This window comes from Gillisella terrae (assembly GCF_004801395.1).
GTDB lineage: Bacteria > Pseudomonadota > Alphaproteobacteria > Rhizobiales > Rhizobiaceae > Allorhizobium > Allorhizobium terrae.
This window is the reverse complement of sequence record NZ_SSOA01000010.1, coordinates 66,516-81,474: the sequence shown is the minus strand read 5'-3', so window position 1 is coordinate 81,474 and position 14,959 is coordinate 66,516. Positions and strand designations below refer to the sequence as shown.

14 protein-coding genes are annotated in these 14,959 nt (G+C 53.9%); 9 read left to right on the top strand and 5 right to left on the bottom strand.

Going from position 1 to position 14,959, the window contains the following annotated elements:
* Positions 1-59 precede the first annotated feature (59 nt).
* The 7 genes from E6C51_RS16330 (at position 60) to E6C51_RS16300 (ending at position 8,416) form a co-directional block, all read left to right on the top strand.
* Positions 60-1,595, top strand: coding sequence for a sugar ABC transporter ATP-binding protein (locus tag E6C51_RS16330; RefSeq protein ID WP_190236759.1), 1,536 nt, complete (start codon positions 60-62; stop codon positions 1,593-1,595).
* Between the two features lie 9 nt (positions 1,596-1,604).
* Positions 1,605-2,606, top strand: coding sequence for an ABC transporter permease (locus tag E6C51_RS16325; RefSeq protein WP_190236758.1), 1,002 nt, complete (start codon positions 1,605-1,607; stop codon positions 2,604-2,606).
* The gene (locus E6C51_RS16320; protein ID WP_230987381.1) at positions 2,603-3,634 is read left to right on the top strand and encodes an ABC transporter permease; all 1,032 of its coding nucleotides are present in this window, start codon (positions 2,603-2,605) and stop codon (positions 3,632-3,634) included. Before E6C51_RS16325 ends, E6C51_RS16320 begins: the two co-directional genes overlap by 4 nt.
* Before the next feature lies 1 nt (position 3,635).
* Positions 3,636-3,959 (top strand): L-rhamnose mutarotase, encoded by a 324-nt coding sequence (gene rhaM / locus E6C51_RS16315; RefSeq protein WP_190236757.1) that lies wholly within the window; start codon positions 3,636-3,638, stop codon positions 3,957-3,959.
* A complete protein-coding gene (locus E6C51_RS16310; RefSeq protein ID WP_190236756.1) occupies positions 3,956-5,368 on the top strand; it encodes an FGGY-family carbohydrate kinase in 1,413 nt (470 codons plus the stop codon). Before rhaM ends, E6C51_RS16310 begins: the two co-directional genes overlap by 4 nt.
* 99 nt (positions 5,369-5,467) lie before the next feature.
* Complete coding sequence (locus E6C51_RS16305) at positions 5,468-6,319, top strand: fumarylacetoacetate hydrolase family protein (protein ID WP_190236755.1); 852 nt, start codon at positions 5,468-5,470, stop codon at positions 6,317-6,319.
* Between the two features lie 282 nt (positions 6,320-6,601).
* Complete coding sequence (locus E6C51_RS16300; RefSeq protein WP_190236754.1) at positions 6,602-8,416, top strand: bifunctional diguanylate cyclase/phosphodiesterase; 1,815 nt, start codon at positions 6,602-6,604, stop codon at positions 8,414-8,416.
* Positions 8,417-8,473: 57 nt separating this feature from the next.
* On the opposite strand, the gene E6C51_RS16295 is transcribed toward E6C51_RS16300, so the two are convergent.
* Genes E6C51_RS16295 through E6C51_RS16275 form a run of 5 tightly spaced genes read right to left on the bottom strand, consistent with a single transcriptional unit; the run spans position 8,474 to position 13,414 of the window.
* On the bottom strand, positions 8,474-9,208 hold the full coding sequence (locus E6C51_RS16295; RefSeq protein ID WP_190236753.1) for an aspartate/glutamate racemase family protein: 735 nt from the start codon (positions 9,206-9,208) through the stop codon (positions 8,474-8,476).
* Between the two features lie 11 nt (positions 9,209-9,219).
* Positions 9,220-10,038: an ABC transporter permease gene (locus tag E6C51_RS16290; RefSeq protein ID WP_190236752.1), complete on the bottom strand. Its 819-nt coding sequence runs from the start codon at positions 10,036-10,038 to the stop codon at positions 9,220-9,222.
* A 3-nt stretch (positions 10,039-10,041) separates the two neighbouring features.
* The gene (locus tag E6C51_RS16285) at positions 10,042-10,947 is read right to left on the bottom strand and encodes an ABC transporter permease (RefSeq protein WP_190236751.1); all 906 of its coding nucleotides are present in this window, start codon (positions 10,945-10,947) and stop codon (positions 10,042-10,044) included.
* 60 nt (positions 10,948-11,007) lie between these two features.
* Positions 11,008-12,297, bottom strand: a complete 1,290-nt coding sequence (locus tag E6C51_RS16280) for an ABC transporter substrate-binding protein (RefSeq protein ID WP_190236750.1) — start codon at positions 12,295-12,297, stop codon at positions 11,008-11,010.
* Between the two features lie 40 nt (positions 12,298-12,337).
* Entirely contained in the window at positions 12,338-13,414 is a 1,077-nt protein-coding gene (locus tag E6C51_RS16275) for an ABC transporter ATP-binding protein (protein WP_190236749.1), read from the bottom strand.
* 262 nt (positions 13,415-13,676) lie between these two features.
* On the opposite strand from E6C51_RS16275, the gene E6C51_RS16270 reads away from it, so the two are divergent.
* Together E6C51_RS16270 and E6C51_RS16265 are read left to right on the top strand one after the other, a co-directional pair.
* The gene (locus tag E6C51_RS16270; protein WP_190236748.1) at positions 13,677-14,387 is read left to right on the top strand and encodes a GntR family transcriptional regulator; all 711 of its coding nucleotides are present in this window, start codon (positions 13,677-13,679) and stop codon (positions 14,385-14,387) included.
* Positions 14,388-14,669: 282 nt separating this feature from the next.
* Positions 14,670-14,912: a PilZ domain-containing protein gene (locus E6C51_RS16265; protein ID WP_146936259.1), complete on the top strand. Its 243-nt coding sequence runs from the start codon at positions 14,670-14,672 to the stop codon at positions 14,910-14,912.
* Positions 14,913-14,959: the final 47 nt, after the last annotated feature.

Below are 14,959 nucleotides of genomic sequence, written 5' to 3'. Positions count from 1 at the left end.
GTCATCAATCCCGGCAGCAGATGTTGCCGGGAAACCTTGATTTGTATCTGGTGAAACCAATGATGAGTGTTCAAACCCAAGCGCTTGATGCGTCGGCTTTGCCGGTCGCGCTGCCCGTTTTGGAAATGCGGGGCATTTCTCAGATCTTCCCCGGTGTGAAGGCGCTCGACAGTGTCGATATTGCGCTCTACCCCGGCCAAGTGACCGCTTTGATTGGCGAAAATGGTGCTGGCAAGTCCACCCTCGTGAAGATTTTGACCGGAATCTATCGCCCGAATGAGGGTGAGATCATCATTGATGGTGCGCCGGTGCACTTTGCCAATGCTCAAGCTGCCATTGACGTGGGTGTTACGGCGATCCATCAGGAAACCGTGCTGTTTGATGAATTGAGTGTCGCCGAAAATATCTTTATCGGCCATGCGCCCAAAACCCGGTTTGGCTTTATTGATTGGGTCAGCATCAATGCGCGCGCAGGCCAACTCATGGCGCGGCTGGAAAGTGATATCGATCCGACAATAAAGCTCAAAGATCTGTCCATTGCCCAGCGCCATCTGGTGGCCATTGCCCGCGCGCTTTCTGTCGACGCCCGCATTGTGATTATGGACGAGCCAACGGCGGCGCTTTCACGCAAGGAAATCGATGATCTCTTTCGCATTGTTGAAGGCCTGAAGCGCGAAGGCAAAGCCATTTTGTTCATCAGCCACAAATTTGATGAAGTCTATGAAATTGCCGAGAATTTCGCCGTGTTTCGCGATGGTAAAATGGTGGGTGCTGGCAAGCTGGAAGACACACCGCAAAACGAAATCGTGCGGCTGATGGTCGGTCGCGATGTGCATGATGCCTTTCCCAAGGTGCACGTTGATATTGGCGCGCCGGTGCTCAGCGTTGAGCGCTATTGCCACGAAACCGAGTTTCGCGATATTTCTTTTGATCTGCGCAAAGGCGAGATCCTGGGCGTCTATGGCCTCATTGGAGCGGGCCGCTCTGAACTATGCCAATCCCTGTTTGGCATCACCCGCCCAGCGTCTGGCAGATTGAGCCTTGAGGGCAGGGCGCTCACCATTCGCTCCACGTCCGATGCCATTGCGGCGGGCATTGTTTATGTGCCGGAAGAGCGCGGTCGCCATGGCCTGGCGCTGCAAATGCCGATCTATCAGAATATGTCGCTGCCATCTCTGGCCCGCACATCGGCGCGCGGTTTTCTCAACGCGATCAATGAGTTTGCCTTGGCGCGGCAATATGCCGAACGGCTGGATTTGCGCGCCGCCGCCCTGTCTGTGCCGGTTGGCACGCTCTCCGGCGGTAATCAGCAAAAAGTGGTGATTGGCAAATGGCTGGCCACGCAGCCGAAAGTTATCATTCTCGATGAACCCACAAAGGGCATCGATATCGGCTCCAAAGCGGCGGTGCATGGCTTTATTTCCGAGCTTGCCGCCCAGGGCCTTTCCATCATCATGATCTCGTCAGAGCTGCCCGAAATTTTGGGCATGTCAGACCGGGTGATGGTGATGCGGGAGGGCTTGCAGGCGGGAATTTTCGACCGTGACGGGCTGACGCCAGAGATATTGGTGCGCGCCGCCACCGGTAATGCATGAGGGGTTGAAATGAAAAGCCTTTTGAAACATCGAGAGATCGCGCTTGGCCTGATTGTTGTGCTGCTGATTGGCGGGTTTGCCACCAGAGCGTCAGGATTTGCCGAGCCAGCTAACCTCGCCAAAATCTTCAACGATACCGCCATTTTGATCATTTTGGCTCTGGCCCAGATGGTGGTGATCCTCACCAAGTCCATTGATCTGTCGGTGGCGGCCAATCTGGCGCTGACCGGCATGGCGATTGCCATGGTCAACGCGGCTTTTCCCGGTACTCCGCTTGTGTTGTTGATTGTGCTGGCGGTGGTGTGTGGGGCAGCTCTTGGTGCCATTAATGGTTATCTGGTGTGGCTGTTGCAGATCCCGCCGATTGTGGTGACGCTGGGCACCTTGACGATTTATCGCGGCATGGCCTTTGTGCTGTCGGGCGGGGCGTGGGTGAATGCCTATCAGATGACGCCGGACTTTCTGAACTTTCCAAGATATTCTGTGTTGGGTCTGCCCATTCTGTCATGGATTGCGATTGGCGTGGTGCTTGCGATGTGGTTTGTGCTGACCCGCACCAGCTTTGGTCGCGCGACCTATGCGGCAGGCGGCAATGCCGTGGCATCGGTTTATGCTGGCATCAATATTGGTCGCACGCAATTTTTTGCCTTCATGCTATCGGGCGGTATGGCGGGGTTGTGTGGCTATCTCTGGGTGTCGCGCTATGCGGTGGCCTATGTGGATGTGGCCAATGGGTTTGAACTCGATAGCGTAGCGGCCTGCGTGATTGGCGGCATCTCGATTGCAGGTGGCATTGGCACGGTTGCTGGCACCGTTCTTGGCGCTCTGTTTTTGGGCGTGATTAAAAACGCCTTGCCGGTGATTGGCATTTCACCTTTTGCGCAAATGTCGATTTCGGGCATCGTCATCGTGTTGGCCGTGGTGTTTAACGCCCGCTCCGAGCGCAAAAAAGGCCGCATCATCTTGAGAGATCGCGCAGCAGGTGGCAAAGCCGGGGAGGTTGCAGCATGACCAAGGCAGGCTCAATGACCAAGACAGGCTCAGATCAGGCAATCTCAAAGCGCAGCATTCCAGACCGCTTAGGCACCCCCTTGCGCCGCCTTATGGGGCGTTGGGAAGTTCTGCTGTTTGGTGTCGCGATCTTGATTTTTATCGCCAATTCGCTGGCGTCGCCCTATTTTCTCAATATATGGAATCTCTCTGACGCCACGTTCAATTTCACTGAAAAAGCCATGATTGCTTTTGCCATGGCCTTGTTGGTGATTGCTGGTGAAATCGATCTTTCTGTCGCAGCCATCATTGCCATTGCCTCAACAGCCATGGGCGCTGCCGCACAAATGGGTGTGGACACACCGGGGTTGGTGGCGATTGGCATTGGTGTTGGGCTTGCGTGCGGCATGTTCAACGGTGCCTTGGTGGCGGGGCTGAAACTGCCTTCAATTGTCGTCACCATTGGTACGATGAGCCTGTTTCGCGGCATTTCCTATCTGGTGCTGGGCGATAAAGCCTATGGCAATTACCCGGAGAGTTTTGCGTATTTCGGACAGGGGTATGTTTTCGGTCCGTTATCGTTCGAATTGGTGCTGTTCTTTGTGCTGGCGGCAGCGTTTGCCATTTTGCTGCACGCCACCAACTTTGGACGTCAGGTCTTTGTGATCGGCAACAATCCCTTGGCAGCGCGGTTTTCCGGCATTCCGGTCGAGCGGGTCAAATTCATTCTGTTCGTGCTGACGGGGTTAATGAGTGGCATTGCTGCGGTCTGCCTCACCTCGCGGCTTGGCTCGACGCGGCCATCCATTGCGCAAGGCTGGGAGCTTGAAGCCGTGACCATGGTGGTGTTGGGCGGGGTTTCCATTTTGGGCGGGTCGGGCACCATCGGCGGCGTGGTCATTGCGGCTTTTGTGATGGGATTGGTCACCTTTGGCCTTGGGCTTTTGAATGTGCCCGGCATCGTGATGTCGATCTTTATCGGCCTATTGCTCATCATCACCATAGCCTTGCCCATTATTGGCCGTCGCATGCGCGATATGAGGAATTGATATGTCTTTAAGTGAAAAATATGCCTTCAAAATGCATCTTCATCCCGGCATGGAAGCGGAATATCGCAAGCGCCATGATGAGATCTGGCCGGAATTGGTCACTTTGCTACGGGATGCGGGGGTGAGCGATTACTCCATTCACCTCGATGCTGAGACCCATACGCTCTTTGGCATCTTAACCCGCAGCGCCGATCATGGCATGGCAGATTTGCCAGATCACCCGGTGATGAAGCGTTGGTGGGCGCATATGGCGGATATCATGGTCAGCAATCCGGACAACTCTCCCGTTTCTGTCGAACTCAAGCCGGTTTTCTATATGCCATGACCGAACAATACAAACGCCCCCAATACCAACGCATTGCCGTGATTGATATTGGTAAAACCAATGTCAAGGTTGTGGTCATTGATGCTGTGAGCGGCAGCGAATTGGCGGGCCAGCGCACAGCCAATACTGTGATCATGGATGGACCATACCCTCATTTTGACACGGAGCGGCTTTGGCATTTCATGATCGATGCGCTCCAATCTCTTACACAGGCACCGGGCTTTGATGCGATCTCAATCACCACCCACGGCGCATGTGCGGCCTTGCTGAAGGCGGATGGCACACTCGCGCTGCCGGTGCTGGATTATGAACATCCCTATTCTGACGAGGTTCAAAAGGCCTATCAGGCTCTCAGGCCCGATTTTAATGAAACCTGCTCACCTTTATTGCCCTGCGGGCTTAATCTCGGTGCGCAGCTGCATTATCAAAAAACAGTATTTGCCAGCGAGTTTGCGAAGGTCAAAACAATTCTGACCTATCCGCAATATTGGGCATTTCGGCTCACCGGAGTGGCCGCCAATGAAGTGACCTCGCTTGGGTGCCACACAGACCTTTGGAATCCCGTTGTCGGGCAATATTCTCAACTGGTGGAGAAACTTGGACTTTTGGAGGTAATGGCTCCGGTTCGCTCTGCCTTTGAGGTGCTGGGGCCGCTCAAGCGCGAGATCGCTGACCAATTGCGCCTAAAAGAACCGGTTTCAGTCTATTGCGGCATTCATGACAGCAATGCCTCTCTTCTCCCGCAGTTGATGCGTCGTAAAGCGCCATTTTCAGTCGTGTCAACGGGCACCTGGATCATCAGTTTTGCGGTTGGCTGTAAAACCGAGGCACTTGATCCGCGCCGCGATACGCTGGCCAATGTTGATGTTTTTGGCAAGTCCGTTCCCTCGGCGCGCTACATGGGCGGGCGCGAATTTGAGGTTTTGACAAAGGGGCTCTCGGAGCCCGACGACGATTGCATGGATGAGGCGGTAAAAGCGGTGATTGCCAATGACGTGATGCTCTTGCCGAATGTTGTTGCCGGTTCCGGTCCATTTCCGGGACAGACGACACGCTGGGTCAATGAGCCAGCGGATGAGGCCCAGCGATATGTCGCCATCTTGCTTTATGTGGCGCTGATGACGGCAAGCTCGCTTGCCATTGTCGATGCTGATGGACCTATTGTTGTTGAAGGCCCATTTGCAAAGAACCGGATCTACTTGCGCGCTCTCGCCTCTATCACGGGGCGCAATGTGCATGTGGGGCAGGGTGGCACGCCCACAGGAACGGCCGAGGGGGCCGCCTTGTTGACAGGCATATCGGTGCCTGATGTGCATGATACGATCATTCCAGCCGGTTTGATTGACACCCTGCGCTACCAGCAGGACTTTCTTGAGCGCGTTGGAAAGAGCGCTCATTTCGCACGCTGACGTGATTGCGCCTGAAAGGATAGGGCTTGGTTTGTTGAGTGGCGGTTGATAGAAATCCTGAGCCGATTTGCCTTCAATATCCATTTGGGAGAATTTTCTATGAAATTTGTCAGTTTCACCCGCCTCGGGCGCGCAGGCTTCGGCGCTCTGGTTGAGGGCGGTATTGTCGATCTGACCGGGCGGTTGAGCTATGATTGCCTGACATTGAAGCAAGCAATTCTCGACGATCTTTTGGAAATCGCTGGCGATTATGTGCAAGATCGCAAGCCGGAACTCGCACTCTCCGATGTGGCTCTCTTGCCGGTCATTCCCGACCCTGCAAAGATTTTGTGCATTGGCGTGAATTACGTTGCCCATCGTGAAGAAACCAAACGTCCTGAGGTTGGCTATCCAACTGTATTTACCCGTTTTGCCGATACCCAGATTGGTCACGGCCAACCCATGGTGAAGCCAGCGCGTTCAAACAGTCTTGATTTCGAGGCTGAACTGGCTGTCGTCATTGGGCGCGGTGGTCGCAACATTGCTGAAGAAGACGCTCTCGACCACATTGCTGGTTATTCCTGCTATCATGATGGTTCTGTTCGCGATTGGCAGCGCCATACATCGCAATTTGTCCCCGGCAAGAACTATCCTGCAACTGCTGGCTTTGGCCCGGCGCTTGTCACGCCGGATGAAGTGGGTGACTATCGCAAACTCTCGATCACTGGTCGTTTGAACGGTGAGGTTGTGCAGCAAGCAACGCTTGATGATCTGATTTTCTCGATTCCGCAGTTGATTGCTTATCTTTCAGCCTTCACCGCGCTTTCCGCAGGCGACGTGATTGTCACCGGCACACCCGGCGGTGTTGGCGAACGGCGCGAGCCCCCTTTGTTCATGAAAGCAGGCGACGTGTTTGAGGTGGATATTCCGGGTGTTGGCCTGTTGCGCAATCCTGTTATTGCGGAGATCTAGGCCCGGAGTGCAGGGGTCAAGGATCATGCCTTGGGCCCGTCAGCATCGCAGAGAGGCGGCGCTGTCGCATTTTTAATCTGCGGCATAATTTTCTCCTTAAATCCACTCCGATTTAAGGAATTATGCCGTAGCCTTCGTTGTTGTTTCCCGACCCTGACCTCTTTCTCTGCGCAAGGAGTTTTTTACCCTAAATTCAGATGGGTCTTTGATCGTGGTATTTGTAATGCCTCTTTAATACGATATGTCTAACGTAATCTCTTAGAAGATTAGGCGGGACAGCGCATGTTAACGGCATTTCAGAACATGATTTTGGAGAAAATCGCCAAGGGTGATGGGCTTGACGATACCCTGGATTGTCTTTGCAGAGCTGTGGAGGATATGGTGCCGGATATCGTCACCTCTGTCCTTTCGCTGGATGATAATTGCTGTCTACATCACCTTGCAGGTCCATCGATAGCGGCGTCCTATGCCACCGCCATTGATGGTTTAAGGATTGCCGAGGGGATGGGATCGTGCGGCACTGCCGCCTCCCGTGGAAGCGCTGTTCTGGTGGAGAGCATCGCGACGCATCCTTTTTGGGCGGCGTTTAAGGATCTTGCCCTACCGTTTGGTTTCAAGGCCTGTTGGTCCACCCCGATTATTTCCAATGGTAAGGTTCTGGGTACTTTCGCCTTCTACTTTTTTCGAGAGCGTGGGCCGAGTGATTTTGAGAAACAGATTGTGGCGGCCTGCGTCCACCTCTGTGCAATCGGAATGGACCGGGAACTCCGATCCATTGAACGCCGCCGCATTTCACAGACGGATGCCCTGACCGGATTGCCCAATCGATCGCGCTTCAATGAAATGATTGCACTTGAGGATGCCGCCAAAAGGCATTGGGGCTTGCTGCTGATGGATCTGGATGATCTCAAGCTCGTCAATGATACCTTTGGGCATTTGGCCGGTGACGATTTGATCGCCTCGGTTGGCCGCAGACTTCACAGCCTCTGCGGCGCTGATAGCGCATTTCGCTTAGGTGGAGACGAGTTCGCCGTGATTGTTCGTGGTGATGAATGTGTCGATCTCGGGTTTTTCGCCAGTCATATATTGGATTGTCTAAAGGCACCGTGCTTATGCGCAGGGCAGACCATTTATCCGTCTGGCACGATTGGCGGGGCGGTTGCCGTGGTGGGCGAAAGCATTGCTGAAATCCGTCAAAATGCGGATTTTGCCCTCTATGAGGCAAAAGACAGGGCGCGGGGGCAATTCGTCGAATATTCGCGCAATTCCGGTTCGCGCTTTGCGCGCCGTTTTGGGGCTTTTCAGCTGTTGGCGGATGCTCTGCGCGAAGGGCGGGTTGATGCGCACTATCAGCCGATTGTCGATTTACGGACCGGGCGTATTCTTGGATTGGAGGCACTATGTCGCGTGACCAATCGAAAGGGCGAGGTGATTTCTGCCTCCCACTTTCACGAAGCCACGCGGGATGCGAACCTTGCAGCCGAACTTACGCGTCGAATTTTGAAAATTGTCGCAACAGATGCGCGCCGCTGGATGGATCTTGGGTTGGATTTTGGCCGGGTCGGGCTGAATGTTTCAGCAGGCGACTTTCTGGATGGCCGACTCTCGGAAAATATCGTCGGAGTTCTTGAAAATGCGGGTGTGCCGACCAATAAGATCGTGATTGAACTCACCGAATCCATTTACATTGGGCGTCAGGAGCAATCGGTTGTAAGCCAAATCGCAAAATTGCGTAAAGCCGGAATGGAAGTCGCGCTTGACGATTTCGGCACCGGATTTGCCTCACTCACCCACCTTGTTACAATACCCTTGGACATTATCAAAATTGACCGATTGTTTGTTGAGCGCATGATCCTCGACAGATCAGCATCGGTGATTGTTGAAGCTTTGCTGTCAATTTCGGAAAAATTGAACTTCAAAGTCATAGCAGAAGGCATTGAGACGCGAGAACAGCGTGATTTTCTCTCCAGTTTAGGCTGTCTCTGTGGCCAGGGCTTTTTGTTCTCCAAAGCAGTTGATCGTGAGCAGGCAACCTTGCTGTTGCGCCACCAGGCCGACAAAAACGCGATCGTGCCTATGCTGCGAGTTGCCCATTAAAGACTGTTTTCGTTTGCCTTTTCCGGAAAGCCGGATTCCATTTGTTCCTGCCGCACTCTAATGCGTCGGCTGAAAACCGGCTAACAACCCGCTATAGGGCTTATGCACCGGGCTGGCATAGGCATTGGTTTTACCTGTGGTGAGGCCAAGGGCGATCAAGGCTTCAGCCTGTTTTACTGCGGCTGCGACACCGTCAATTACCGGTACCTGAAATTCCGTCGTGAAAGCATCGACCAAATCGGCCATGCCAGCGCAGCCGAGAATGATGGCATCTGAGCGATCTTCGCGAAGGGCTGTGGCAATCTCCGCTTTTAAACGCGCGCGCGCATTGGAGGTTGGATCTTCCAACGACAAGACGGGAATATCAGCGGCGCGCACGGTGCAGCGGTGAGCGGCTCCATAGCGTTGAACAAGATGTTCTATGGGCAGACGCGAGCGCTCCATGGTGGTGACGATCGAAAACCGCTGGGCAATAAAGCCCGCAGTTGCAACGGCCGCTTCACAAATGCCGATCACAGGCATGTTTGCCATAGCCCGCGCTGCATCAAGTCCAGTATCGTCAAAGCAGGCGATAATGGCCGCTTGCGCGCCTTCCTTTGCGCCTAAAGCGAGTTCTTGCAACAGGCCGGGAACCGCCAGCGCCTCATCATAATAGCCCTCAATCGAGGCCGGTCCCATTTTTGAGGTGCGGGGCAGGATTTCGGTGCCTTTGGAGGCAACTCTGCGGGCTGCATCGGCAGCCGTTGCTGTCATGCTGGCGGTTGTGTTTGGATTGACCAAAAGAATGCGCATGAAATGTCCAATCAGGCCGCGCCGCGGTTTTTATTGAGACGCCGGATCAGGAAAAGAGTGAACAGGATGACGAGGAAGGAAAACACGGTTGTCACTGTGCCCAGTGCGTACAGCACGGGCGTGGTGACATTGGTTGTCATGCCGTAAATCTCCAGCGGCAAGGTGTTGAATGTACCGGCTGCCATCAATGTTCTGGCAAATTCGTCATAGGAGAGCGAGAAGCCAAACAGGCCGACGCCGATCAAACTTGGCGCAATCATGGGTAGCAGAACGTAGCGGAAGGTCTGCCAGGATGAGGCGCCGAGATCGCGGGCGGCCTCTTCATAGGCAGGAGAAAAACGGTTGAACACTGCAAACATGATCAGCACGCCAAAGGGCAGGGTCCAGGTAAGATGAGCACCGAATGCCGATGTGTACCAGCTTGGCTGCAACCCGAGCTGCTGAAACACCACGCCGATGCCAAGCGATATAATGATGGAGGGAACGACGAGACTGGCAATGGCGAGATAGAACAGCGCTGTTGCGCCGAAAAACTTGCGGCGGAAAGCCAATCCCGCCAGCAATGACACCACAACGGTGACCACCATGACCATCAAGCCAAGGGTGAGTGAGCGTTTGAACGCGCCGCCAAAATCGCCCACGGCCTGTGTTTCAAACAGATTTGCAAACCAGTGCAGCGAGACGCCATTGAGCGGAAAGGTCAGGCCGCCGTTTTCGCCCTGAAAGGACAGGATGACGATGGCAGAGAGCGGGCCATAAAGAAACAGCACAAACAGGGTGAAGAAGCCTGCAAGGCAATAGAATTCGCGGCTGCGTTTTTCGCGTCCCATCGCTCAAAGCTCCTTTCGAATATCAACAATGCGCAAAATTCCGGCAACCATCAGCAAAACAAGGATGAGCAGGATCACGGCATTGGCGGCCGCTGCCGGATATTGCAGCAGAGACATCTGGTTTTTCATGATCAGCGCCACTGATGCGCTTTGCCCGCCGGACATCACTTGCACCGTGGAAAAATCGGCCATCACCAGTGTCACCACAAAAATTGTGCCGATCGCCATGCCCGGCTTGGCCAGTGGCAGGATGACATTGGTAAGGATTTGCCAGCTTGAGGCACCGGCATCGCGCGCAGCCTCAATCAGCGATTTATCAATACGCATCAGCGTGTTGAAAATCGGCGTGACCATGAAAAGCGTGTAGAGATGCACCATGGCAAGAACGACAGCGAAGTCAGAGTAGAGCAGCCATTCAACCGGCTGAGGAATGATGCCGCTGCCCAAGAGGGCTTGATTGACAAGGCCATTTCGTCCCAGCACGGGTATCCACGAAATCATGCGAATGACATTGGAGGTTAAAAACGGCACCGTGCAGACCAAAAACAGCACGCTTTGCATGGCGGCGGTGCGAATGTGAAACGCCAGAAAATAGGCAATCCAGAAACCAATGAACAGGGTGATGGCCCATACGATAAAGGCGAAACGCAGTGTGTTCAGATAGGTCTTCCACGTCACCCATGATCCCAGTGTTTCGCTATAATTGAAGGTGACAAAGCCTGGATACATTTGAGCGAAGTCATAATCCCAAAAACTGACAACCGCGATCATCAAAATTGGCAAAAGCAGGAAACAGCCAAGGATCAGCGCCAAAGGTGCCGCTTGCAGATAGGCAGGCAACCAGCCGGGCAAACGCCATGTTTGCCTTGGCTTCGGCTCGCCAACCCCGAGAAATCTTACTGTCGTCATCGCTTTTGTCCCTTGGAGCACGGTCAATGCCCCCGCCGATTAAGCGGGGGCAAAATCAGATCAGGCCGCCATGAATTCGTTCCAGCGGCGAACCATGTAGCGGTCCTCGTCCATCACAGAGTTCCAGCAGGCAACTTTGCCCATGCGGTCTTCAAACGAGCCGCCATCGCGCACGGCACCGGCTTTTTCCATGATCTTGCCTTCTGGAGACAGGATGTCGCCCTGTGCAGGCTTGCCTTCGATCCAATACCCCCATTCGTCCGCAGTCATGAAGTTCTTGGCGGTTTCCATGCAGGCAGAATAATAGCCCTGACGGTTGAGGTAGCCACCGACCCAACCGGATGTGTACCAATTGATATATTCATAGGCAGCATCGAGCTGCGCGCCCTTGAGATGCGAGGCAAGGCCAAGACCGCCACCCCAGGCGCGATAACCTTCCTTCAATGGCTGATATTTGCAGGCAATGCCTTTGCTGCGAACGGCGGCGACAGCGGGCGACCACATGGATTGGATCACCACTTCGCCCGACGCCATCAGGTTGACGCTTTCGTCAAAGCTCTTCCAGAACGCGCGGAACTGGCCGTCGCTCTTGGCTTTGATCATGAAGTCAATGGTTTTGTCGATCTCGGCCTTGGTCATATTGCCCTTGTCAGCATATTTGATCTTGCCCATGGCTTCCATAATCATCGCGGCATCCATAATGCCAATGGATGGAATGTTGAGAATGGCAGCCTTGCCCTTGAACGCTGGGTCCATCATATCGGCCCAGCTGGTGATTTCACGGCCAACCAGATCAGGGCGAATGCCGAGCGTGTCGGCATTATAGATGGTGGGCACCATCGTCATCCATTGGGTGGGTGCCTTGGCAAATGTTTTGGCACCGGGCTTTTCAACAAAGCCAACGGTGTGCGGGGCTGTTCCTTGGGCAATGACGCTGTCGGGCTTCAATTTGCCGTCGATGAAGAGTGGTACGATCTTGTCGTAATATTTCAGCTTTTTCACGTCCATCGGCTGCAAGACGCCAGCGGGAAACACCTTCTTGGCAATCCAGTATTCGATATCGGCGATATCGTAAGAATTCGGCTGGGTCACGGCGCGTTGGGCTGCGGCGTCGGAATCTGTGGCCGTCATTTCCAGTGTAATGCCGAGATCGGCTTTGCACTTTTCAGCGATGGCGTTGATGTTGGAAACGCCGGTGCCAAATTGGCGAAGGGTGATTTTTGTCTGCGCCCAAATGGTTGGAAAGCCGGTAATAATGCCCGAACCAGCGGCAAGACCGGCAGCGGCGGCGCCGGTTTTCAGCAAGGCGCGGCGGCTTACGCCTGATTTGGTGTTTTTGATATCAGTCACGAAAGTTCTCCTCTGGTTTTTTCTTTGGGTTTGACTGCGTTCAATTGCCCAGAACAATCGCGTCAGCGCTGTTCCAGCAAAGCGAAACTGCCTCGCCGACCTTCACCGGATTGGCGAAATAGGCGGCATCGGACAGAATGGCGGTAAAATCTTCAACGCCTGCGCCGCTGAGCATGAGCTTGACCGTGGCACCGCGATATTCAACGTTGGTCACCGAGCCGGTGAAGCCGAGGCCTGGGACATCGCTTTGGCCGATGCGGACACGATCGGTGCGAATGGCAATGTCAACCGGGGTGTTAAGCTCGGCTGTACCTGTGGCCACAAAATTGCCGCCAGCCGCCACGGAAATTGTTGCGCTCTTTTCTGAAACCTGTGTTGCGCGGCCGGAAATGACGTTGTGATCCCCCATGAAGCGGGCGACGAATGCGGTGGCGGGTGCCTCAAACAGCGTGCGTGGTGGGGCGGCTTGCTCAATCCGGCCATTGTTCATCACCACGATCAGGTCTGCCAACGCCATGGCTTCTTCCTGACTGTGGGTGACGTGTACAAAAGTAATGCCGAGCGAGGTTTGCAGCTTTTTCAATTCAGCCCGCATGCGGATTTTCAGGAACGGATCAAGCGCAGAGAGTGGCTCGTCCAGTAGCAGGGCTTCTGGATCGGTAATCAAAGCGCGTGCCAATGCCACGCGCTGCTGTTGCCCGCCCGACAATTGCGCTGGCTTGCGGCTGGCATAGGCCTCCAGCTGCATCAAGCTTAACATTTCCAGGGCCTTTGCCTGTCGCGCCGCCTTGTCCACGCCTTTCATTTTCAGACTGAAAGCGACGTTTTCAATCAAATCGAGATGCGGAAACAAGGCGTAGGATTGAAACATCATGGCCGTGCCGCGCGCGGCTGGTGGCAGATCGGTGATATTGGTGTTGCCCAGCAAAATATCGCCGCTGCTGACGCTTTCATGACCAGCGATCATGCGCAACGTTGACGTCTTGCCGCAACCGGATGGACCCAGCAGGCAGCAATAGGTGCCAGCGGCCACTTTGAGGCTGATATTGTCTACGGCAGTGGTGCTACCGTAGATTTTTGAAACGGCAGCAATGTCGATGGCGGCGGCTTTTTTCATGCGGTCATCCCCTATGTCCGCTTCTATCGATGCATATGGCGTGCCAGTTTGCTGGCAGGCTCGTAGCGCGCTGATATGTTTGGAGATTTTTTTGGTTTCGATATTGCCGCGCGCGAATATGAGCAGCTTTGCGCAAATTATTGGCGATTGTTTTGTGAAAATGGCAAAATTGTATGCAATATCATTTTACGGTGTCGGCAATTGAGCCGTTGTGCATTTTACACGCTGATGTAAGATGAGAATTCGCAGTACGGATCATGTTATGCCTCTGGAAGAAAAAATCCCTTTGACTGAGACAAATGCCGAAGATCGGGCTCTGGTCATTCGCGAATCCTTGCGAAATGCGATCATTGACCGTCGTTTGACCCCCGGCACCAAATTATCTGAGGCTGAGGTTGGCGAGCTGTTTGGGGTGAGCCGAACGGTGGTGCGTAGCGCATTGCAGATGCTTGCGTTCGAGGGGCTGATAAATACAGAACGAAATAGGGGTGCTTTTGTATCCAATCCATCGCCGGATGAGGCGCGACAGGTGTTTGCGTCGCGCCGCCTGATTGAGCCGGGCATTATGGCCGCAGCGGTTGCCCGCTTGACCGACGAGGATATGGAGGCGTTTCGCAAGCAATTGGAAGAGGAATCGCTCCATCTGCATCAGAGAGGGCCATCGGCACGGCGCGCGGAAATCAAGGCATCGGGCGATTTTCATCTGTTGCTGGCCAAGGTCGCAGGCAACGTGATTCTGCAAAAATTTATGGATGAATTGGTGGCGCGTTCTTCGCTGGTGATTGCTCTCTATGGCGGCTCTGGTGCGTCCAGTTGCGGCCACAGCGAACATCAAGCAATCTTAAAGGCAATGGCACAGCGCGATGCAGCGCGCGCAAGTGCGCTGATGCTGCATCATATCGACCATATCGAAGCCGATCTGGATTTGCGTGTGCGCGACGGTCTGGCATTGAAAGATGCGCTGGATCTGTGAGCCATCACCGTTTTGTTGTTACAGCACCGTGCGCCATACATGGCGCACGGTGCTGTAACGTTTTAAATCAGCTGCATAATTTTCTCCTTAAATCGATTCCGATTTAAGGAATTATGCAGTAGCACAAGTTTATCCTTCCACTCATACCTTCAGCACCGGGTAAATGGCTCAGAATTTGTCAGGGAAAAGTGGGATCCGGCTTTCGTGAATAGACAAACGAAAACGAAGGACTCTAGAGTCTGCCAGCTTCAATTTGAACCTGACAGACTCTAGAGGCGATTTATGACAGAAAAGCGCAAGGTTTCGAGGCAGAGGGCGCTAAAGGCAGCACGCATCGTGTTGAAAGGCGGCAGTTCCACCATGGATTGTACGGTCAAGAACCTTTCCGACATCGGTGCCAAACTTGTTGGCGATAACTTTCTGGCTGTTCCAGATGATTTTGATGTGTTGATGGATGGCTTTGAAAAACGCCATTGCGTGGTGCGATGGCGCAACCTGAAAGAGCTTGGCATCGAGTTTGTTTAAATCGCGACGTCCCACTGTTTCGAAAGGAATAGGACTTTTCGTTGGCG